This window comes from Candidatus Paceibacterota bacterium, assembly GCA_028714635.1.
Classification (GTDB): domain Bacteria; phylum Patescibacteriota; class Minisyncoccia; order Phycocordibacterales; family JAQTLZ01; genus JAQTLZ01.
In genome coordinates this window covers 38,146-59,911 of record JAQTLZ010000005.1, presented here as the reverse complement: position 1 = coordinate 59,911, position 21,766 = coordinate 38,146, and the positions used below count along the sequence as shown (strand labels likewise).

Genomic DNA, 21,766 nt, shown 5'->3' with positions numbered 1-21,766 from the left:
ACGAGTCATGCTGCAGAGAAGACTTGGATAGGATGTAATACAAATCTTTGGTCAAATGCGGCATGTTGGTCTCCCTCCGGTGTCCCCGCAAATGGCGATAATGTTACTATCGGTTCATACTCTCACATGGATCTTCCTGGAGGCAGGACACTCGGTAATGTGACTGTGTACAACAACGCAACGCTCGATATTGATGACCTCCTGACAATAACTAACTTTGGTGTGAATGCTGGTTCAACCCTCCTTCTGCATTCGGGCAAAGGCTTCGCATCTGTCAAAGTTACAGGTACTGCTGGGATAGACGGTACTTTTGGTGGTGGTGGTGGGTATGCCTTGCGTGCCGGGATTCCATCTCCATTCTATTTTCCAAATGGCGGAACTCTTGGTGGCAGTGGAACAATTGCCAGCGCGGTTACTATAGGAGCAGGCAATTTCACAATGGCCGCTACAGGGCTTACCATGAACTCCGGATTTACCAATAATGGCGCAATTACCAATATTGGAGCGGTCAACATTCTCGCTATTTCAGGAACTGGAACGTGGACGCAGGGTTCGGGTAGCACTCTTAATACTTGTAATAGTACTAATGCTTTCACAGCAACTGCGTCAAATAATGTCGTCAACTATACAAGCTCGGGATGTTCTGTACAAGGTGTCGGCTACAACACGCTCAAAATTAATGCCACTGGGTCTGGTGCCACCTTGGCGGGGAACATTCCTTCTCTCTCCAAGCTCTACATTGGCGACCTTGTCTCGAACGCTCTTTTTGACGATGGGGGCAAGACTATCACCGCTGGAAGCGCGTCACTTACTTTTACCAGCGGTATCTATAGAGTGAAAGCAAGTACTATGCCTACATTCGCTAGCTATACCATCGCTTCGGGTACTACCGTAGACTACAATGCAAATGGAAATCAGACGATTACTCCCTTGGTCTCGCCTGGGTATGCCAATCTTTGGCTCTCTGGAAGCGGAACAAAAACCGCAGGAGGAGCGATCATTGCGAGAGGGGATTTTCTAAATAGCGCTGGAGTCAGCTATGACGCCGGAACATACAGCCCCACTCCGACGCTTTCTGTCGCTGGAAATTTTACCAATAGCGGTGCAGTCGTGGCTCGTTCTGGCACAGTTACCTTGAATCCTTCCAACGCTTCGGTTTCAGTTATTTTCTACGCACCAATAGCTTTCAATAATCTTACGCTTCTTGCTCCTGCTGGTACACCGAAACTTTTCTATTTTACGAGCTCCAACGCAAATGCCATACAAATTTTGGGCAAATTTACAGCGGATGGTTCACCAGCAGGTCTTATTTCTCTGCGTCCTTCCATAAGCGCGCCAACAACAAAATGGTTCATTAATCCCTCTTTCGGTTCGAAGAGTGTGAGTTACCTAGATGTTTCTTATGGAGGATGTACAGCTCTTACTCCGGCAATTTCGCCCGCGAATTCCGTTGATAATTTTGTGAGTGGTCTTAGTACTAATGATGCTTGCTGGTTCCCGGCAACAATAACAGTTAGTCCGGCTTCACTTACCACGACAGAAGTGACTGGAGCGGGGGGAGTAAATCAGAGTGTGAATCCAACCTTTACGATAACGCTTTCGAAAACTTCTCCGCTTTCCGTCACCATCCCTCTTTCGGTCGTTGCGACCCCCGGCCAGCCCGTTCCTGCGACAGCTCGAATTACAGTGCCAGCTAATGCTTTCATTCCCGCGAATACTCTTTCAACGACCGTTACTGTAACCACTGTGAACGACCAAACAAATAACGATACTCAATTCTCAACTATCCAAACAGGAGCTGCGCAACAGAGTGCCGGTGGAGTTTTTGCGGGCGTTCCTGTTGCTGATGTTCCAGTAACAAGCAATGATGATGACCTCGGTGTTGCAACGAATGTGAACGGTTGGCTTTGGGAGGCTGATGGATCGGATTCAAACTCAGCGAATGACGAAGGTGTTGGTTGGGGGAGCATGAATTGTTTGACAGGAAAAGCTGGTGGAGGAAGTATTTGCGGAGCGCATGATTATGGAGTCAATATCACTGTTAGCGGAAATATGGGAACTTTTTCAGGCCAGGCGTGGAGTGACACTGTCGGTTGGATAGATTTTGAACAGACTTCTGGGTGTCCAACCTCACTTCCGTCTCCTCTTCTTCCTTGTCAGCCACAAGTTGATTTCAATACTGGAAAAGTTACCGGTTGGGCGAGAGCTCTTTCTATGATTGGTGGCGCTGGCGACGGTTGGATCGAATTGTCGGGGACGAATCACGTCTCTCCGGATCCGAATCTTGCCAATACCTCTTCTCCTGATTATGGCATGCAAGGAGTGACATTTAACAGAACAACAAAGAAATTTATCGGTTTCGGATGGAATGCTGGTGTTGGTTCTGGGGGATTGGGTTGGGTAAAGTTTTGGGATGTAAACTACACTGGAACTATTCCTGCACAGATCAGCACTACGTGTTCTTCAAGTCCAAGTGGTACGGTATACGTCGGAACTCCCGTGACATGGTCTTTGACTGCACCTATTAACGGCACAGCTCCTTATCATTATGCATGGTCTGGAGAAGGTATAGTCACGCCAGCAGCAGATGCTCCTTCTGTTACTGCTACTTATACAACAACAGGTCCAAAACAAGCATTTGTTACAGTAACTGATAGCGCAGGTGGTTCGGTCAATCCTACCTGCACTATTACAGCAGATCCTTCTCCTACCCCTCCTCCGACACCCCTTTCTGTAACAGATTGCGAGGCAAATCCTACAAGTCCGATCTTAAATCTTCCAATGAATTGGGTCGCAATTCAGCATGGTGGCTCGGGATCTTACAGTTATAGTTGGTCTGGCGATGGTATAACAACAACAGGTGCAAATCCTAATTATGACGATCCTTCTCCGCAGGTTACCTATACATCGCTTTCGCCGAGTCCTCAGAAGACAGTGAGTGTCACTGTGACTGATAATGTAACACACGAGACTGGCAACAGAAGTTGTTCAGCGACTGTTAAAGAGGCTTTCGTCGGGACCTGTCCCAATAAAAGCGTGATAATGACTTCTTCTGGTCTCTCCGTTCCTTTCTCCTGGGTAGTTTCCATTCCTACGGACAATCTCCCTGCGCCCGTTCCTCCCGCTCTACCTCCTCATTGTGATTATTCTTGGGAGATTGTAACTGGCGGAAACCCAATCCCATCTTTGACAAATCCAGCAGGCGGGGCTTGCAGTCCAAACACTTCTGTCACAAGCAATGCGATTTCCTATTCGGCTACCGGAACAAAAGTAGTTAATTTTAAAATTCATGCGATAGTGACAACGACACTGGATGACGGCACCACAGTTACCACACCAACAGATACGCTTATACCCTGCTCGGCTAATGTGATTGACCCTAAGGGAGTAGAGCGTTAAAAATGTAGTATACTTAATAGCAATAAAGTATTAAAAATTTATTAGATAAAAATTCGAACGTATGACGAAAAAAGATTTTTTACAAGCTATTAAAATTTCCGCTCTCGCGCTCTTTCTCATCCTCGGAGCAACAGCTTTGAACGCGTCACCGTGGACGGGTCCTACTGGTGGAACTCCGACAGCCAACAATGTGAGCACGTATGTAAGTGTCGGATCTTTAGCACAGGCAAGATTAGGAGACTTTATTCTTGGACAATCATCTGTGCCTGGTACGCATGCGAATTTTGATGTAACTGGGAGCGGTTCTTTTACCAACGGTGTTGTCGTGGCAAGTCAGTCAGCGACGAATGGTATTTATGTACAGAATGGGAATGCGGTTGTGCTGAATGGGAGTCTTGGAGTTAAAACAGCTACTCCGACTGATCCGCTTCAGGTGAAAGGCAATGCTCGTGCCACCAAATTCTGTATCGGTGATACTGCTACTGCTGATGCAGGTTGTATTAGCACTTGGCCGGCCGGTGCTACTTACGGAGGAACCCCTGGAGTGGGGAAGGTTTTAACCGACACAACGGGGAATGGAACTCCAGCATGGCAGGCAAAATTGAAGTGCGTGACTTTTAACTTTCAAAGGCCAAAAGCTCCAGCTCTCGGAGGCAAAGCAAATAATTGGTTTCATAAGAAATGTAGTGACGCTGCGGCTGCAGACGGACTTCCAAGTGGAACGATCAATACTTACACACGCCTGACAGGTATTGCTATTCGTTGTGATGATGGCGGACTCGGCACATACAATATTGAGCCAGGTGCGGGAGCGATGGGCTCTGATATTTCGCCTATATCTGTAACTGGACCATCAGACAGTACTGTTCTTGCAGGAGATGAAGGAGCCATGTCTTGTAATTCAGATGAGAATACGAATAATGTTTCTGTGATGTATTTAAGGTGTTGCGAGCCATAAAGATAATGCAGTTACGGCAAAATCGTTCTTACCGCACCGAACAATAATAAGGGTCTGATCGCAGATTCAAAAGGGAATGGGACGCAGAAATTTCTAATTTAGCAGGGAATCTTAGACGCAAGTGTAGGAAGAAAACTATCAAAAGGAGAAAGCATTTTTAAAAGCATCACAAAATTTCTAGTCCCATGAACTCGACTTCTTCATCAGTAAAAATTATAATTCTTTGCGTCGTGCTTATCAGTGTAGGATTCTTTTTGTGGATGAGTTTTTCTAACAAAAAGATAGAAGACGCAAGGACAGAACAACAAAAAATCCTCGATAGCCTTAAAGGCTCTTCAAATGCTCCTGTCGATATGAAAGTGCAAGCACAAGTCCTGCAAAGTCTTTCAGCCCCCACTTCAGAGAAAAATACCCCAACTCCTTTAACTGCGGCTCAAAAGAAGGCCATTCTTGACTCATTGACAAAGTAGGAATCTTATTGCCCTCCTCCTTTTCTTGTGGTACTATAGATACTGGAACTGTCTGGCTCATTGGAGCTGACTTCTAGTTGTTTGACAAGGAACTCATTGCTCGAAAGGAGCACCATGAAAACCATTCGGATTGTAGTTCTCGCGCTTTTTGTGTGCGCGGGTGTCTCGGTTCGCGGCGATGATGTCGCGGACAAGCTCGACCAGTTGCAGCAGAAATTGGACACGGCCAACGGCGCTCTTGCCGAAGCTGTTACCCACATGTTTTCCCGCGGCAACTTACAAGCTGTCGCGGGAAAAGTTGATGACGCACTTGCATTCGCGGCGACTCTTGAGAGCGCAGCAGAAGCGGATTCTCTGCCTGTCGTCAAAAAAGGCGCCAGCGCTTTTAAGAAGGCGCTTCAGAAAGCAAAGAAAGCAGTCGCTGATCCTGCAAAATACCAGCAGTGGCTTCCAGTAATTCTTGGGGCCATGGACTCTGGAGGGAAGATCAAAACGGCGATGCTTCGCGTGAAAACGTTAGGTCCGCTCGTTATCGTAAAATCTTCATCAGTGAAGGTGCAGGGAAAGTCGGGGAAGACTGTACAATTCAAGGTCTACCAGATCGGTATTGCTGCGACGACTCCAGAGGCGACTGTTACGAATGTCGCCGGTATCGCCGGTAATATCGTAGACGGAAACCCCACGTGGAAGAAGACAAATGTTGTGTCTCTTACCACGGGAGGAAACGGCGGAGCGGCAAAAGTTACGGTCACGGTAGGCACAAGATTTGGAAGCGGGTTTGTGTTTAACAGCCTGCCTGTTGTCTTGTCTCCTGTCTCCACTCCCACATTCAGTCTGCCAGGAGGTGTTTACACCACCGGACAGAGTGTGACGATTGATTGCGCCACAGCCGGCGCGACAATCTATTACACGACTGATGGAAGCATTCCCACGCCTTCGTCTTCGGTGTACACCGGGGCGATCGCGTTTGGGTCGACGACTACGATCAAAGCTATTGCGCTCAAGGACATCTATTCCGACAGTGCGGTAGCCAGTGCAACGTACACTATTCAACTTGTTCAGGTCGCGTCTCCCACCTTCAGTCTGCCCACAGGTATTTACCAAAGCGGGCAGAGTGTAACGATCTCCTGCGCCACAGCCGGCGCGACAATCTATTACACGACTGATGGGAGTGTGCCGACAGCATCTTCGCTTCAGTACACTAGTCCAGTCTCTGTCGGTAATACGACAATGATTCGGGCGATTGCATTGGAGAATGAAATGCTAGATAGCGCGGTCGGCAGAGTGTATATCGCAATCAATTCAATTGACCTCGGCAACGGTGTCAAGTTGGAGCTGGTTCACATTCCCGCGGGTTCGTTTATGATGGGAAGCCCGGAGACTGAAATTGGTCATGATGTTGGAGAAAGTCCTCGGCATCAGGTGACCATTAGTCACGCGTTCTTTATGGGCAAATTCACAGTCACTCAGTCACAATATACGAAAGTGATGGGGAATAACCCAAGCCATTTCATCGGGTCGGAAAACCCCGTTGAAACAATGGGGTTCGAAGGCGCCCAGGCTTTCTGTGCGGAACTCAAGGCTATGACGGGATTGGACGTTCGCCTCCCAACAGAAGCTGAATGGGAATATTCGTGCCGTGCCGGGACGACGACGGCGTTTTATGCCGGAGATTCTTCCAACAATTATGACGATCCTGTTATGGACAGTATCGGCTGGTATGATTCAAATTCGGCAACGCCGGACTATCAGCCTGGCTATGGTACAACCCATCCTGTCGGGCAGAAGTTGCCAAACGCTTTTGGTCTGTATGACATGAGCGGGAACGTGTGGCAGTACTGCCAGGATTGGTTCGATGTGTACCAAGCTGATGCGGTGACTGATCCACAGGGACCAGCATTCAATCCAGCGTATCCTTCGCACGTTCTTCGCGGGGGGTATTGGTGGGCTACCGCAACGACTTGTCGGTCAGCTACCCGAAGTTATCTTCCTGACATTGGAGCTGGTGATTATGGATTTAGAGTCGTGGTAAATGCACCCTAAGGTGCATGGAGTTTCTTTGTTGTTAAGGGCGGTTTGGACACGTGTTGTTCTTTCCGCCTTTTTATTTGCCCTGTAGTAGAAAACAGCATTGCACAAAATGTGCAGGAAAATCGATGCTGTTTTTCACTACGGGGTTTGCCTATTTTGTACACAGAACGGTGAAAACGGGTCTCTCTATTTTTGGTATACTAAAGAGAAGGAAAATCGTAATCATGCATCCTGTAGTAGAATTTTAGTCCGATTATGTTCTACACTTATGTAATCGAAAGTTTGAAAAATGCACAATGGTATATTGGTTTTACAGCAGATTTGAGAAAACGATTAGAAGAACATAATCAAGGGTTAAATTTTTCTACAAAACGATATCGGCCGTGGAAATGTGTTTATTACGAAGCTTGTATCGATAAAGATGACGCTTTTCGCAGAGAGCGATATTTAAAGACAACACAAGGTGGTAGGTTATTAAAACGGAGAGTCAAAGAATATTTGTACAAGAAAAATTTAACAGACTAAAATTTCACTACGGGATGCACATTGATGAGAAACAATTGAAAGAATTCATTCTCGACTCGGGCCTTGTTTCTCGAGCTGATTTCGAAAAGGTAGAGGAAGAAGCCATTGCGGATAAAATTCCGATAAGCAAGGCGCTCATAAAGACCGGGAAATTGAACGATGATGATTGGAGAAGGGTGCAAGCCTATATGATGGGTATTCCTTTTGTTGATCTCAAGGGTCTCAAAATCGAGAGCGACGTCCTTTCGCTTATTCCGGAACCGATTGCCCGAAATCATAATATTCTCGCGTTTGAGAAAAATGGCGACTCTCTCCAAGTGGTGATGCTCGATACCGATGATCTTCCCGTTATTGATTTTATAAAAAAGAAACTCGGACTTAAAATTTTGCCTCGGCTGACCGATGTTGAGAGTATGAAATCCGCGCTTCTCCAGTATCAGAAAAGTTTGAAAGCGGAATTCGGCGACATTATTCAAAAAGAAGCGGAAGCAATTCAAACCTACACACCTTCAGATGACAAGGGGGCAGGCGCAACAGAAAGCGATTTGAAAAAAATGGCAGAGGATCTTCCTATCGTGAGGATCGTCGAGACCCTTCTCAAGCACGCCATCATCCAAAACGCATCCGATATTCATATTGAACCACTCGAAACTGAAGTTTTAGTGCGTTATCGCATTGACGGAATTCTTCATGACGCGATGGTTCTTCCTCGGAACTCTGCTCTCGGTATCGTCGCCCGCATCAAAGTGCTTTCGAATTTGAAACTCGACGAAAAAAGACTCCCGCAGGACGGACGTTTTAAAGTTGAGGCCAATGCCGAGAAAGTTTCTTTTCGCGTTTCTGTGTTACCGACCTATTTCGGAGAGAAAATTGTGATGCGACTTTTGAAAGAAGGGAAGTCCGGTTTTACTTTGGAGAAGCTCGGTTTTCATGGGGAGGGGCTGGAAAGAATTCATTCAGGCACCAAACAGCGCACCGGAATGATTCTCTGCGCCGGCCCGACTGGTTCTGGAAAAACGACGACTCTTTATACTGTGCTTGATATTTTGAATACTGCTTCAGTAAATATTTCCACTATCGAAGACCCGATCGAATATCAAATGCCCCGCGTCAATCAAACGCAGGTGAAGCCGGAGATTGGTTTCAGTTTTGCAAACGGGCTCCGCTCCCTTCTCCGACAAGATCCGGACATTGTGATGGTGGGAGAAATTCGAGACAACGAGACAGCTGGCTTGGCGATTAACGCATCTCTGACTGGACACTTGGTGCTTTCAACACTTCACACTAACTCTGCTGCTGGCGCGATTCCGAGACTACTTGATATGAAATGCGAGCCGTTCCTTTTGGTTTCGACATTGAATGTCGTCATTGGACAGAGACTCATCCGAAAACTGTGCGACAAGAAAGATCAGTATTTTTTAAGCAAGGCTGAATTCGCGGACATTTCAAAGGAGGTGGATATGAATCACGTGCTTGATATTCTTCGGGAAGAAAAAATTGTGGCAAAGACCGCCACCTGGGACAAAATACCTTTTTTCAGAGCGAAACCTTCCACGGATTCCGAAGATGGTTATAAAGGAAGAGTTGGTATCCACGAGGTGCTTAAAATTTCTGCTTCCATAAAAGATTTAGTTATGAAGAGAGCTTCCGCGAAAGATATCGAAGATCAGGCGAAGAAAGAAGGAATGCTTACGATGATCGAAGACGGCATTTTTAAAGCAGTGCAGGGAGTTACCACGATCGAGGAAGTTTTGAGAGTTGTGTCTGAATAGATTTATTTTTATGCCCACATTTCATTTTAGAGCACAGAGTATATCTGGAGATATATACGAAGGAGAACGAGAGGCGACTGATAAATTTGCCTTGTACCGGGATTTGAAAAAAGAAGGCCAAACTATATTCTCTGCTAATTCTGTCTCGAAAAGCAATAATGCTCTTTCCGGACTTGTATCGCGCGTAAGCGATTCTTTCGGATCTGTGGGCGTTCACGACCAGATTATGCTCGCCCGAAATTTGGGCGCAATGATGAAGGGCGGGCTCTCGCTTTCCCGCGCCTTGGACGTCATCTCCCGCCAGTCCAAGAGTGGAAAACTCAAAACGGTGGTGGCAAGTCTTCGAAGCGACGTGAGCCGGGGTATGAGCTTGAGCGAGGGAATGAAAAAATTCCCCAAAGTGTTTTCTCCCGTTTTTATTTATATGACGAAAGCCGGCGAGGAAAGCGGGAATCTCGACGAATCTTTGAAAGTCATCGCCAATCAGATTGAAAGAGTGTATCTTCTCCAGAAGAAAATAAAAGGGGCGATGATTTATCCGGCTATTATTGTTACCGTGATGATGATCATTGCTGTGCTTATGTTCGTCTTCGTGGTTCCGACGCTCGCGAGCACCTTCAAAGATCTTGGGGGAGAACTGCCTTTGACCACAAGGATTATCATCGGTATCAGCGACGTTTTGGTCAATCATTTTCTGCTTTCTCTCGGGGTCTTTCTTGGAATTGTCATTACTCTTGTGAGTTTCCTAAGAACAAGGACAGGAAAACGGATGATGGATTTTATTCTTCTCCATTTTCCTTTTCTTGCAACTTTGACTCGAGAAGTAAATTCCGCGCGCACGACCCGGACTCTTTCCTCTCTTCTTTCTGCGGGTGTGGAAGTAATCAGCGCGGTCTCTATCACAGCCGATGTTATTCAAAATTCATATTACAAAGCAGTGCTTAAGGCTGCCGAGATACGAATAGAGAAAGGCGAGAGCATCTCTAGCGCTTTTTCTGCGCAGGAAAAACTCTATCCTGTTTTTGTCGCAGAAATGGTCTCTGTTGGGGAAGAGACGGGAAAACTTTCGCAAATGCTTCTTGAGGTGGCAGCTTTTTACGAAGAAGACGTTGATCAAAAGACGAAGGATATGTCCACAATCATTGAGCCGTTTCTTATGGTCATTGTCGGAGTGGCCGTAGGATTCTTCGCTGTTTCAATCCTTTCCCCGATTTATTCTTTGGTTAGTCATATTTCATAATGAAACTTTTTTCAAACAATTTTCCCGCTCAAAAAGGTTTTTCCGTTCTTGAATTCTTGGTCGTCATTGCCATCTTCGCAATTATCGCGTCCCTCACATTCTCTTCATTTTCTTCCCTACGCCAGAGTAAGACGTTAGAAACGGACACACTTTCTGTTTTGTCGCTTCTAGAAAAAGCCCGCGCGGACACCCTTGGTTCAAAAGGAGCTACCCAGTATGGAGTGCATTTTGAAACCACGAAAGCCACTCTTTTCACCGGTGCAACGTATAGTTCGGGAAACGCTTCCAACATTTCAGTGATCTTCAATCCCCGCGTACAGATAAGTACAATAAGCCTGACGGGCGGGACGTCTAACGTTGTTTTCCAGAGACTTTCTGGAAAAACCTCAGTTTCGGGCACCGTCACGCTTTCTCTCACGGGAGCATCTTCGACAAAAATCATTTCTATTGCCGGTACGGGTCTCTCTCAAATACAATAGTTATTATGTCGAACGTCAAAATTCAAAAAGGAATAACAGTGGTGGAGGTCCTCATCGGGGCAAGTATTTTTCTCGTAGTTTTGCTTGGACTTTCTACCGCCCTCTCTCTCATACTCAAAGCCTCGCTTGCGAACACTTCGAAAATTCAAGCGACTTTTTTGGAAGAAGAAGGGTTGGAGGCGATACGGTTGCTCCGTGACGGCGGGTGGACGGCAAACATCCAGACTCTTTCGACAAATACAGACTATTATCTTACTTTTAATGGCACGAGTTACACGGCAACTACGACTTCTTCCGTCATAAATTCTATTTTCTATAGAAAATTCAGGATTTCGAATGTGTATCGGAATGGTTCGCAGGATATAGCGGGAAGCGGAACGCTTGATCCTAAGACAAAACTTTTCACCGTGACTGTTTCATGGAAAGATCATAACGCTACCTCAACAGAGTCCATTCAGACCTATCTTACAAATATTTTTAGCAATTAATGTATGCCCATTTTATTTTTTCGTAAAAAAGGAAAAGAAGCACAGAGAAAGGGGGGAGCGACTCTCATCGAGACACTTGTGTATATTTTCATTCTTGTAATTCTTTTGACAGCTGTTGTTACTGCTATGATTGCTTTCTCTCGCTCTTTCCGACTTCTTCAATCCGGGCGCAACGTAGAAAATTCTGCGATTGATGGATTTGAGCGGATGACTCGGGAGATCCACGACGCAAAAAGCATCGACATATCGGGGAGTACTCTCAACTCTTCGCCAGGAGTGCTTCTTTTAAATACTACGAATGCGAGCGGAGCTACGAGTACCGTGCAATTTTTCGTGACAAGTCAGACGCTTCACGTAAAAGAGAATGGCACGGATCAGGGAGCTCTGACGCGCTCTTCTGCCCGGGTCACCAGTCTTACCTTCCAGAGAGTTACCACGTCGCTCTCGGAAGCGGTCAAAATTTCAATGACGGTTGAAAGCGGTACAAGCACAAGTTACAAACAAGCATCTTTCCAGGACACTGCCGTACTTCGAGGTTCCTATCCTCTCCAATAAACATCAATGAAGTTATACAATTACAAAAAAATATCGAGAAAGCGCGGGCAAGCCCATGCACCAAGTTTTATCTTGCCAGCTTTGAAAAAGAATTACGGATATTTTTCAGAACTTTTTTCTCGGAAGAATTATAAAAAATCAAACTTGGTGCGCGGGCAAGCGGTTATGGTTGCCGTGATATTTTTTATGCTCATCGCCTTGGTGATTGTGCTTGGCGTCACCACCCCTGTTATCCGCCAAATCCGCATTGTAGTGGGACTACATTTATCTCGGCAGAGTTATTTTGCCGCAGAAGCGGGAAGTGAGGATGCGTACTATAGAATTAAAAATAATCTTACGACGTCGTTTCCGGAAACGCTGGTACTTGGCACAGCGACAACCACGGTCACACTTGCAACAACGGGCATAAACGAAGAGGAAATTACCGCAAGCGGTAATGCTTCTAATTATATTCGAACAGTCGTGAAAGATATTACGGTTACAGATGGTTTCTCTTTTAATTTCGGCGTACAGACTGGTGTTGGAGGGCTTTATATGAATAACGGTTCTCTTGTCCTCGGCAATGTATATTCGAACGGTATTATTCAGGGCGGGAGTAGCAATCCCAACAGCTATAATTTTATTGAAGGTTCTGCAGTTTCGGCTGGCCCCTCTGGTTTTATAAGCGACGTCCACGCAAGTTCGAGTCTTTATGCTCATTCGATTGATCACACGACTATTGGCGGAAGCGCTTATTATGCTTCAACTTTTACGAATTCAACTATTTCTGGGACAACTCATCCGGGAAGTGCCGACCAACCACTTATAGATTTTCCAATTCCCGACAGTCTCATAAGCCAATGGGAGAGCGACGCGGCAGCCGGGGGAACCGCAACCTGCACAAATGGAAGCTATACGATAACCTCAAATGTGACTATAGGACCGAAAAAGATTCCTTGCGATTTGACCATAAGTGGAAATGGTACGACGGTTATAGTCGCTGGAGCAGTGTGGGTCACAGGGAACATCACAATCAGTGGTACCGGGGGAACAGGAGTGCAGATGAAAGTAGCTGATCCAGTTGGAGATAAGAGTGTTCCTGTTATCGCTGACAATCCCTCTGCGCAGACTACATCCAGCAAAATTGTTGCCACTGGGAATTCGAATTTTTACGGTTCGACAGGAAATGCGGATTCATACGTAATGCTTATTTCAATGAATAAGAGCGCGGAACAAGGCGGTTCTGTTCTGGCAATGGATTTTGTAAACGGCGCTGCTGGAAATCTCTTGACGTATGCTTCACATGGCCAGATCAAGCTCGAAAATAACGTAGCGCTACGCGAGGTGACCGCTTACAAACTTACTCTTATTAACAACACCGAAGTTATCTATTCTATCGGACTTGCCCAAACTTTGTTTACTTCTGGGCCCGGGGGGACTTGGAAAATTAAAAAATGGCGCGAGATTTAGCTCTTTGTCCAGACGTGCTACAATGAACGTTATGGCGAAAAAAATTGTTATCGGCAACTGGAAAATGAACCCAGAGACTCTTCCTGAAGCTCGGGCGATTTTCTCGAAAATAAAAAAAATTGCCTCCGAGTGTAAAAAAGTAAACACAGTAATTTGTCCTCCCGTTCTCTATCTTTCCGACCTTGTCGCAAAGTCTTCCCGAAGCGATATTGTTTTGGGCGCTCAGGATACTTCTTCTTTTGAATCGAGCGGTTCATATACGGGTTTTCTCTCTCCTCTTATGATTAAAAATACCGGTGCGGAATATATCATTATCGGTCACTCCGAAAGGAGAAATGCCGGCGAGACAGACGATCTAATTAATAAAAAGATTCTCGCGAGTTTGGGCGCTGGGCTTAAAGTGATTTTCTGTGTTGGAGAAAAAGAACGCGGCCACGACGGGCATTTTCTCGAATTCGTGAAGAGTCAAATTCATTTAGGATTACAAGGCGTTTCGAAAAAAGCTTTGCCAAATATGCTTATTGCATATGAACCTGTGTGGGCGATCGGAGCGGAGAATGCAATTTTACCGAGAGACCTCCACCAAATGAAAATTTATATTCGGAAAGTCCTTTCAGAATTTTTTGGCCCGAGCGCTGTTGTTAAAATTCCTGTTATTTACGGAGGCACGGTGAATACAGAAAATGTGGAGCTTCTCCTTCTCGCAGGAGAAGTAGACGGGCTTTTGGTTGGACGAGAATCTCTCAACCCCAAAAATTTCGGTACGATTTTAAAAGTTGCTAATGCATCCAAATAATCAATGAAGTCCCGTAGTAGAAAATGGCATTGGAGCAAATCATAAAATATTCAAAAATATGAAACGGTTGAATTTAACAGCGGTAAATAATGAGAATGGCATAGCCGCTCCAAAGAGCGATGCCATTTTTCACTAACAGGATGAAGTCTATTCGAGAAGCCGGACAGCTAAAAGGAAAAAAAGTTTTGGTCCGGTGCGACTTCAATGTTCCTGTTTCTGGGAATAGTATTACGGATGATTATCGAATAGAGAGAACATTGTCGCTTCTTTTGTATTTGCAAAAAGAAGGAGCAAAAGTTGTGCTTATGAGTCACATTGAAAGCACCGAGAAAACGCTTCTCCCCGTTTTTGAATATTTGAAAAAAACTTTCTCAATTTCATTCGCGCAAGATATTTACGATCAATCAGCAAAAGATATTTATAATAATCTCTCTGAAGGAGATTTTCTTTTGTTAGAGAATGTGAGGAGATATGAAGGTGAAACAACAAATGACGAAAAATTTGCAAAAGACTTGTCAGAGTTCGGAGAAATCTATGTGAACGAAGCGTTTTCCGCTTCTCATCGCGCCCACGCATCTATCGTCGGAGTGCCAAAATATCTTCCTTCGTTCGCCGGACTTCTTTTGGAAGAAGAAGTACAAAATCTTTCGAGAGCTTTCAACCCTCCGCATCCATTTCTTTTCATTCTTGCTGGAGCAAAATTCTCAACCAAATTGCCTCTTGTAGAGAAATTTCTAAAACTCGCTGATACAGTGTTCATCGGAGGTGCACTTGCGAACGATCTTTTCAAAGCGGAAGGATACGAGACGGGGAAGTCTTTGGTTTCGGAAGAAAAGATTGATTTTTCTTCGATACTTCAGAATCCAAAACTCATCTTGCCGGAGGATGTGACGGTGGAGAATGCGGGAAAAATTTCTGTGGAAGCGCCTGACGCGGTTTCAAAAGAGGAAAAAATGACGGACGCTGGACCGAAGACAGATGAAATTTTGGAAAAGAAAATCAAAGAAGCAAAGTTCATTCTTTGGAATGGTCCGCTCGGTCAATATGAAGAAGGTTTCAAGGAGCCGACGTTCGTTCTCGCGAAAGCGATTGTGAAAAGCGGGGTGGAAGCGATTGTTGGCGGGGGAGATACTTTGGCGGCAATCCGAGAGCTCGATCTTTTTGATAAATTTTCTTTCGTCTCGACGGGGGGCGGAGCGATGCTTGAATTCCTTGCAAATGAGACTTTGCCGGGCATTCAAGCTTTAGAAAAAGCTTGAAATTTCGGGATTTTTTCAATTTAGAAAAGTTATCCACATTTAGACTCTTTTCATACGTTTAGCGGGAGAGTAATATAGAACGTAAGAGAGAGGCACGTTCTCGTGAGTAATCGTAAAAACGATTCCTTCCGAAAGCGTGCCTTTTGCATTATTAGAAAATTATTAGTTTTATAAGAAAACAAAAATGGAAATACTTCACACTACGCTTCAGGAAAATCACACTTCGTATGCTTCGTGGCACAAAAATCCGAAGAGCTCTTTGGTGCACTTTATTATTTTCATCCTCATCCTCATTTTTAGCCTTCAAACTATCTCCCAAGTTACAGAAAGGCTTGTCGGGGATTCTTTTGCTCCGATACAAGAGACGTCAAAAAATCCCGCCCTTATCTCCAAACATTTGGATATCGTAAAGCAGGAATTGCTCGCTTTTTCTGAGTACCTATCTTCTCCTGAAGGGGAGCTGAATTCAGCTTCTATAATGAGCAGTATCTCTTCACTCGTCGAAAAACACCAGGCGCTTTTCGCTGACCTTATGAATGTGGATCCTTACCGCGCCATTCATTCAGCTTTTACTCCTTCCGATATAGACGGTTTGCCATCTGCGGTTGCTGCTATAGTGGCGGCGGATGGGACGCAGGTAACTCTTACTGGAAAATTTGAGAAGATCCACAGCGACTCGATAGACCCAAATGATCCAATTGCTGATCAATACTTCCTCCTTCTTTCTGATGGTACCGAACAACCCCTTCAATTTACCGGAGAGGCGCCGGAAATAAATTCCACGGTACAAGTCACTATAACCGGCCTTATGCAGGGCGGGATACTTGTCGTCGCTCCGATTTCTCAAAATGTTCTTAATTCGCTTGCGCATGGTCTGGCGGTTACTTCCGGAGATGTGAAAGCTACTGCTGGTGTTGGAATTGACCCCGCTCACAGCACGGGGACTCACACCTATCTCGACATTCTTTTTAAATATCCTGAACAGCCGAGCGGCATTCCAGAAGATCCTGCTACCGAACTTGCAAATTTGAAAGCCTGGAGCGCAGAGCTTAATAGACAGACACTCGGCCGGCTTACTATCATTCCGACCGTCACTCAAGTTTTCGTACTCCCTCAATCTGCGTCTTATTATGCTTCGGTGAAGAACGGATTTTCTCTCGCTTCTGCTGATGCTAAAAAATTAGCTATAGCGGCTGGCTTCGATCCTAATAAGTTTGACTTTGTCTCTTATCGTTTTAACGCCGATCAAGCTATCAGTGCTTGTGCGGGGCTTGCTGTTGTCGGGGGGAAAACTTCTTGGCGCGTGAGCGGCGACGAAGCGACCTTCATCCATGAATTGGCACACAACGCCGGCTTGAATCATGCAAACTTTGAAAATGATCAAGATGGAGCAGTCATTGGTTCCGGATATGCTATGGAATATGGAGATCCAAATGACATTCAAGGCGGCAATATGACTGTTGGCATACCCCCAAAAGGTTTCAATGTTGCCGAACAGGCGGTAGCGCACTGGATTGACCCTGCACAAATCACTTCTCTTTCTCCAAGTTCAAACTCGGGCGGCACCTATCGTATTTATGCTTCTGACCAAGGCGCGAAGAGCGGGGTAAAGTATGCGCTGGATGTTACAAAAGACGCGACTCGCCATTACATGGTCGGACTCCTTGGAAATATTCATACCGTTCTCGGCTCGACTGTTATTAATATGTCAGCGGCGCCGAATTTCTTCACCTCAAACGGCGTTATGCTCTATTTTACATCCGCTCCCAATATCGAGGGCTCGGCGTTGGTCACTACTCACCAATCGATGAAGAAGACGATTATCGGACATCTCTTTCCTGATAGCAGTGCCGCAGCTCTTCTTCCGGGAGAAACATTCTGCGACAAAGATACCACTGATGGTGGTGTGTGCTTCACGCTTCTTAGAAGGGATAATAGCACTACTCCGCCTTCTGCTGATATGAGTGTAAAATTCGGCAGTTTTCCCGGCAATCAAAATCCAAACGCTCCCGTTATCACTGTGCCTGATTCTGTCGCGGCGTATCAAAACGCGACTTTTACGGCAACAGCAAGCGATCCTGATGGAGATCCCGTTACTCTTTCGTGGAACTTTGGCGACGGTACGTACAGTACTGACGCGAACGCAACGAGCGTGAGTAAAATGTATAGCGTACCCGGCACATATACAGTAACAGTCACCGCGTATGACGGAAAAGGAGGGAAAACTCAATCAGCATCAAAAACGATAGCTGTTACTTCGGGCACTCCTCCAAATGATAACTTCGCGAATGCGACAGTGCTCTCGGGCGCAACACCAACAGGAGCGGGAAGCAATGTTGGTGCTACCTCTGAAGCCGGAGAGCCAGCAGAATATCCAGGACTTGCGGGAACCAAAAAGTCTGTCTGGTATCGATGGACTGCTCCAGCGAATGCCCATATGGTCCTTGATACGGCGGGAAGCAGGTTCGCCACGATGGTATCTATTTTTACCGGCTCTGCGGTCAACGCCCTCTCACTTGTGGCTGATGAAAAGCCGACGAACGGGGTATATCATTCGGGTCAAGTGTCATGGGACGCAGTTCTCGGTACGACTTACAATATTGCCCTCTATGGAATAGATGCTACCGGAGCGCAAAGCGCGGGTGACTTTACCTTTGCTGTGAGTACAGTAAGTCAGGCCACTGTAGATGCAGCTGTAGCTGATACTCCTCCAACTATTGCTGAACCAGCAAGCGCTTCTCCCTCTACTACTCCTGACAATACTACGCAGTTGCATGTATCGGGAGCAGACGACAAGGGAGAGCCGAGTCTTACTTATTACTGGACGGTGAAAAGTGTGCCTTCAGGAGCTCACGCAATGTTTTATTTCGTTGATTCCATTGGCCGGGTAATATACGCAAGTCCAATCGGTCATGATGCGAAAAATTTGGAAGCTATTATGAGCGGACCCGGACAGTATGTTTTTGAGGCTCATGTAAAAGATACCGCTGGCCATGTTGTGACGAGCGATGTGACAGTAACTGCAACCGCTGAAGCCGAAAAATTTACCACTATTGCTATTCATCCTCCATTCGCGACAACCTATCCTGCTCCCGCAACTGAACCACTTATCGGCAAGCAATATTATGCCGTCGCTTTGAATCAGCGGGGAAATCCGATGACAACATCAGCGAATATCTCTTTCAATTGGAGCGTCAATGGCGGGGCAACGTTTACTTCAATTCACACGGTTCACGCGGAAACTCCCGGCGAGTATACGGTTACCGCGAGCGCGCAAGGAGTGACAGGAACCGGTATTCTGGAAGTCTTGGGTCACGATGACGTGGTTCGGGTCAATATTATGCGTCCCAACAATGGCGTATCAATAGCGGTCCTTGCTAATTCTGATTATCAATTCAACGCTATTGCCTCAAATATCTCTGGGGTGCAGGTTGTTCCTCAGCCCGCAAAGCACTGGAGTGTAAACGGCGGCGGCGCGATTGATGAAGCAACAGGACTTCTTCATGTCGGCAGTACGCTTGGACGTTATGTGGTATCGGTAAAGACTGGTCCGCAACAAGGGATCACAGATTCAGTAGAGTTTGTTGTAACGAATGACGCAAGTTTGGTACAAACTACTCATACCAATACTCCTCAAACTCCGAATATTCCCGCGGGAGCCGAGCCAGCAGTAAATTCGCCGACAGTAAATTCTCTTGTCTCTGGTTCGTTGCCAAAAATTACAAGCAACATTTCTTCAAGCGCGACTGTCGGACAAGCTTGGAGTTACCCGATCACCGCTTCCAATAATCCTACGGGGTTTGGTGTTACGAATCCGGCATCCTGGATGAGCGTGAATACAGCCACGGGAGTTATTTCAGGTACTCCGACTGGTGCCGGAACATATCGTCTCATTATCACTGCGACAAATGCGACAGGGAAAGGGAGTGCTATTCTCACTCTGACCATTGCTTCGAATGGTGTTGTCGCGAATCCAACCCCGTCTAGCAGCACGCCAACTCCTACTCCAGTTAGAAGCGCGACTCCAACACCCGTGCCTCCGGTAGCCGACTCAAGTCAGACGGTAGCGAAAATTTCTATTTCGCCAACCAGTCCTTCAGTATCGCGGGGCGGTTCCCAGCAGTTTACTGCTGTGGTTCAAAATGCAAACGGAGATGTTCTTTCAACTGCTGTCCATTGGAGTACAAATATAACTAGTACCCACAGGATTGATGCTAACGGACTTTTCACTTCAGATGCTAATGATCCTATTGGGTCTGCGGCTATCATCGCTTCAGTTCCCGGTACAAACGGAACAGCAACTAAATTTGGCTACACTACGGTAAAAATAATCGCTCCGTAATCAATTAGATTACTAAAGCTAATGGAAAAGCCGCGCCCTTAAAAAGGCCGCGGCTTTTGATTCTAAAGTTTTTTTCGAAGCTTCTGCACGTTTCCCTCAAGATCTTTTTTATCGCCTTTTACTTTATCATTCGGAAATACCCAGATGTGGGCATGAGGAACTTCATCACCAATTATTTTTGAGAGAATCCAATCTGTATTGAATGCTTTTCTTTGCGTCAGAGCGATTTTTTTTACCAACTCGAAATATTCGCCCGCATTCGGAACATCCCATACCCATCGGTAGTGTTTCTTGGGGATAACTTGTGTATGTCCTGGGGATTGGGGGTTGATATCTAGAAAAGCCAGAAAATCACTGTCCTCGTAGACAATATGAGCGGGGATCTCTTTTTTCACAATTTTGCAAAAGATGCAATCGTCTTCCATAGGTATATATTATAGAGGGAGAAAAAGAAAATGGAAACTAAGGAGAATGTGCTTTACACCCACCTTTACCGACACTATAATGATTGAATCATAAGCCTGTATTCAATTATTCCAAACTATGTCTTTTTTTGATTCATACAAGAAGGGGAAAGAGGCGGGTCAGGGAAAGACTGAAAAAGCGAAAGATCCTTCATTACATAAGGCCGAGACTGGTCCAGATATTACTGCGATTTTGCGCGATCCCGAAAGAAGCCATTTGTTTGGGGCGATGCTCGAAAGATTTGAAAAAGAGGGCGAGGAAACTGTTGAACTTTCGAAGAGGCTGGCGGAAGGGAAACTCGAAGGAAAAGATCTGGAGCAATTAGAAAAATTTCGCATCTATTTTAACGAGGTATCGAACAGAGCTGCCGAGGTTGCTGGCTCCATTACTCCTGAACTCATAGCGAGGCTCGCTTATCATTCTCCTGGACTTAAGAAAATCATTGGTCTTGTTGGTCCGGACAAAGTTACCCATATTTTGAAACAAGAGATTGGAGAACTTGCTCATACAGACCCGTCAAATTTTGAGAGTATCTCTGTTTATCTTGATAATCTCGCGAAATTTCAAGGAGGTGAATTGAAGGAAGCTGAAAAAAGAATTCAACAGACAGTGAAGAAATATGGGGTTAACCAGGATAGTTATCGCGAAGCAATGCTTATAGAAGATCCAGATAAGCGAAGCAAAGCTCTGCAAAAAATAGTACGCGAAAAATTTGGCAAACTTAAAACAGCTCTTGATTTGGCATCATTCCGGACTATTTCAGAAAAGAAGGCGTTCGAGCTTGATGCTAACCGTGGCGACATTGAAAACACCGTCTTGGAGCTTGATCAAAGGATGAAGATGATAGGGGATGCTTTGGACTTTACCATCTCCAATAACGATTCTGTTCGGTCCGCGGTTTCCAGAGAGATTTCGGGAAAATCGCCAGAGATAACAAGAAAACAATCTTTTTCTGGCGCGATGGCGACTGCTCTGACCGAAGAGAAATTCAATGAAGAGTGGCAGACAGAAAAAAGAGGGATTAGCGGTTGGGAAAAGCTTGACGAAGGGGAAAAAGAAAAACGTTTCGAAGAATTCAAGAAAAAAAGAATTAATAAAGAAGAGGAGAAGAAAAAAGAAGGATTTTGGAGTCTGGTCAATTCCACTTTTTCTATCCCGCTTATAGGCAGTAGGAAATTGTCAGTATAAAAATATATGTCAGAAAAAAAATTAGGAGAGTTGTACAAAAAATTTCTCGCTGTTGCTAACACGGAAGGCGAAGACGCGGCTCGGAAATTTCTCACCGATCATTTTAGCGATTTCCCGGAAGATATCCAGAGTAAAATAACTTCGGCTTTTTTTGAGGAATCTCTGCAGGATGAAGCGCTCGAAAAAAAACAAATCACGGGTATTCAAACTGAAGCGCTAGACGCAATGTCGCAGCTAGAAAAGATGAAAAGGGTGCTCGAGGATGCGCTTCGGATCAAAAATCTCCAATCCGAGCTTTCTTCGTGATTTTTTTCTCCCAATATCGCGTTTTTGAATGGTGATATAATGTT

Annotated in this window: 17 protein-coding genes; 16 read left to right on the top strand and 1 reads right to left on the bottom strand. The window is 45.5% G+C overall.

Annotated features, from left to right (window positions below; genetic code table 11):
* The 14 genes from PHS53_04130 to PHS53_04065 all read left to right on the top strand — a co-directional run.
* A partial coding sequence (locus PHS53_04130; protein MDD5357307.1) for a hypothetical protein occupies positions 1–3,399 on the top strand: 3,399 nt, incomplete at its 5' end.
* 61 nt (positions 3,400–3,460) lie between these two features.
* Positions 3,461–4,357 carry a hypothetical protein gene (locus PHS53_04125; GenBank protein MDD5357306.1) on the top strand — a complete coding sequence of 299 codons (897 nt, stop codon included), beginning with the start codon at positions 3,461–3,463 and terminating at the stop codon, positions 4,355–4,357.
* Between the two features lie 260 nt (positions 4,358–4,617).
* Positions 4,618–4,827 carry a hypothetical protein gene (locus PHS53_04120; GenBank protein ID MDD5357305.1) on the top strand — a complete coding sequence of 70 codons (210 nt, stop codon included), beginning with the start codon at positions 4,618–4,620 and terminating at the stop codon, positions 4,825–4,827.
* A 114-nt stretch (positions 4,828–4,941) separates the two neighbouring features.
* Positions 4,942–6,870 (top strand): SUMF1/EgtB/PvdO family nonheme iron enzyme, encoded by a 1,929-nt coding sequence (locus PHS53_04115; GenBank protein MDD5357304.1) that lies wholly within the window; start codon positions 4,942–4,944, stop codon positions 6,868–6,870.
* Between the two features lie 243 nt (positions 6,871–7,113).
* Complete coding sequence (locus PHS53_04110) at positions 7,114–7,383, top strand: GIY-YIG nuclease family protein (protein ID MDD5357303.1); 270 nt, start codon at positions 7,114–7,116, stop codon at positions 7,381–7,383.
* Positions 7,384–7,397: 14 nt separating this feature from the next.
* Entirely contained in the window at positions 7,398–9,155 is a 1,758-nt protein-coding gene (locus tag PHS53_04105) for a GspE/PulE family protein (protein ID MDD5357302.1), read from the top strand.
* Positions 9,156–9,165: 10 nt separating this feature from the next.
* Positions 9,166–10,395, top strand: a complete 1,230-nt coding sequence (locus PHS53_04100) for a type II secretion system F family protein (protein MDD5357301.1) — start codon at positions 9,166–9,168, stop codon at positions 10,393–10,395.
* Complete coding sequence (locus tag PHS53_04095) at positions 10,395–10,874, top strand: prepilin-type N-terminal cleavage/methylation domain-containing protein (GenBank protein ID MDD5357300.1); 480 nt, start codon at positions 10,395–10,397, stop codon at positions 10,872–10,874. The genes PHS53_04100 and PHS53_04095 overlap by 1 nt, the downstream gene beginning before the upstream one ends.
* A 5-nt stretch (positions 10,875–10,879) precedes the next feature.
* Complete coding sequence (locus PHS53_04090) at positions 10,880–11,362, top strand: hypothetical protein (protein ID MDD5357299.1); 483 nt, start codon at positions 10,880–10,882, stop codon at positions 11,360–11,362.
* A 3-nt stretch (positions 11,363–11,365) separates the two neighbouring features.
* Positions 11,366–11,917 (top strand): hypothetical protein, encoded by a 552-nt coding sequence (locus PHS53_04085; protein MDD5357298.1) that lies wholly within the window; start codon positions 11,366–11,368, stop codon positions 11,915–11,917.
* Positions 11,918–11,923: 6 nt separating this feature from the next.
* Positions 11,924–13,366, top strand: coding sequence for a hypothetical protein (locus PHS53_04080; GenBank protein MDD5357297.1), 1,443 nt, complete (start codon positions 11,924–11,926; stop codon positions 13,364–13,366).
* Between the two features lie 31 nt (positions 13,367–13,397).
* Entirely contained in the window at positions 13,398–14,162 is a 765-nt protein-coding gene (tpiA, locus tag PHS53_04075) for a triose-phosphate isomerase (protein MDD5357296.1), read from the top strand.
* Positions 14,163–14,281: 119 nt separating this feature from the next.
* Positions 14,282–15,421 (top strand): phosphoglycerate kinase, encoded by a 1,140-nt coding sequence (locus PHS53_04070; protein ID MDD5357295.1) that lies wholly within the window; start codon positions 14,282–14,284, stop codon positions 15,419–15,421.
* A 184-nt stretch (positions 15,422–15,605) separates the two neighbouring features.
* A complete protein-coding gene (locus PHS53_04065) occupies positions 15,606–19,763 on the top strand; it encodes a PKD domain-containing protein (protein ID MDD5357294.1) in 4,158 nt (1,385 codons plus the stop codon).
* A 62-nt stretch (positions 19,764–19,825) separates the two neighbouring features.
* Here the strand turns inward: PHS53_04065 and PHS53_04060 are convergent, their stop codons facing one another.
* Complete coding sequence (locus tag PHS53_04060) at positions 19,826–20,188, bottom strand: HIT domain-containing protein (protein MDD5357293.1); 363 nt, start codon at positions 20,186–20,188, stop codon at positions 19,826–19,828.
* A gap of 118 nt (positions 20,189–20,306) precedes the next feature.
* Between PHS53_04060 and PHS53_04055 the strand changes: the two genes are divergently transcribed.
* Together PHS53_04055 and PHS53_04050 are read left to right on the top strand one after the other, a co-directional pair.
* Positions 20,307–21,416 carry a hypothetical protein gene (locus PHS53_04055; protein ID MDD5357292.1) on the top strand — a complete coding sequence of 370 codons (1,110 nt, stop codon included), beginning with the start codon at positions 20,307–20,309 and terminating at the stop codon, positions 21,414–21,416.
* A gap of 6 nt (positions 21,417–21,422) precedes the next feature.
* Positions 21,423–21,722: a hypothetical protein gene (locus PHS53_04050; GenBank protein MDD5357291.1), complete on the top strand. Its 300-nt coding sequence runs from the start codon at positions 21,423–21,425 to the stop codon at positions 21,720–21,722.
* Positions 21,723–21,766: the final 44 nt, after the last annotated feature.

Coding starts and splice junctions, on each gene's coding strand:
- PHS53_04125 (MDD5357306.1), top strand. CDS start 3,461: ATGACGAAAAAAGATTTTTTACAAGCTATTAAAATTTCCGCTCTCGCG.
- PHS53_04120 (MDD5357305.1), top strand. CDS start 4,618: ATGAGTTTTTCTAACAAAAAGATAGAAGACGCAAGGACAGAACAACAA.
- PHS53_04115 (MDD5357304.1), top strand. CDS start 4,942: ATGAAAACCATTCGGATTGTAGTTCTCGCGCTTTTTGTGTGCGCGGGT.
- PHS53_04110 (MDD5357303.1), top strand. CDS start 7,114: ATGTTCTACACTTATGTAATCGAAAGTTTGAAAAATGCACAATGGTAT.
- PHS53_04105 (MDD5357302.1), top strand. CDS start 7,398: ATGCACATTGATGAGAAACAATTGAAAGAATTCATTCTCGACTCGGGC.
- PHS53_04100 (MDD5357301.1), top strand. CDS start 9,166: ATGCCCACATTTCATTTTAGAGCACAGAGTATATCTGGAGATATATAC.
- PHS53_04095 (MDD5357300.1), top strand. CDS start 10,395: ATGAAACTTTTTTCAAACAATTTTCCCGCTCAAAAAGGTTTTTCCGTT.
- PHS53_04090 (MDD5357299.1), top strand. CDS start 10,880: ATGTCGAACGTCAAAATTCAAAAAGGAATAACAGTGGTGGAGGTCCTC.
- PHS53_04085 (MDD5357298.1), top strand. CDS start 11,366: ATGCCCATTTTATTTTTTCGTAAAAAAGGAAAAGAAGCACAGAGAAAG.
- PHS53_04080 (MDD5357297.1), top strand. CDS start 11,924: ATGAAGTTATACAATTACAAAAAAATATCGAGAAAGCGCGGGCAAGCC.
- tpiA (MDD5357296.1), top strand. CDS start 13,398: ATGGCGAAAAAAATTGTTATCGGCAACTGGAAAATGAACCCAGAGACT.
- PHS53_04070 (MDD5357295.1), top strand. CDS start 14,282: ATGCCATTTTTCACTAACAGGATGAAGTCTATTCGAGAAGCCGGACAG.
- PHS53_04065 (MDD5357294.1), top strand. CDS start 15,606: ATGGAAATACTTCACACTACGCTTCAGGAAAATCACACTTCGTATGCT.
- PHS53_04060 (MDD5357293.1), bottom strand. CDS start 20,188: ATGGAAGACGATTGCATCTTTTGCAAAATTGTGAAAAAAGAGATCCCC.
- PHS53_04055 (MDD5357292.1), top strand. CDS start 20,307: ATGTCTTTTTTTGATTCATACAAGAAGGGGAAAGAGGCGGGTCAGGGA.
- PHS53_04050 (MDD5357291.1), top strand. CDS start 21,423: ATGTCAGAAAAAAAATTAGGAGAGTTGTACAAAAAATTTCTCGCTGTT.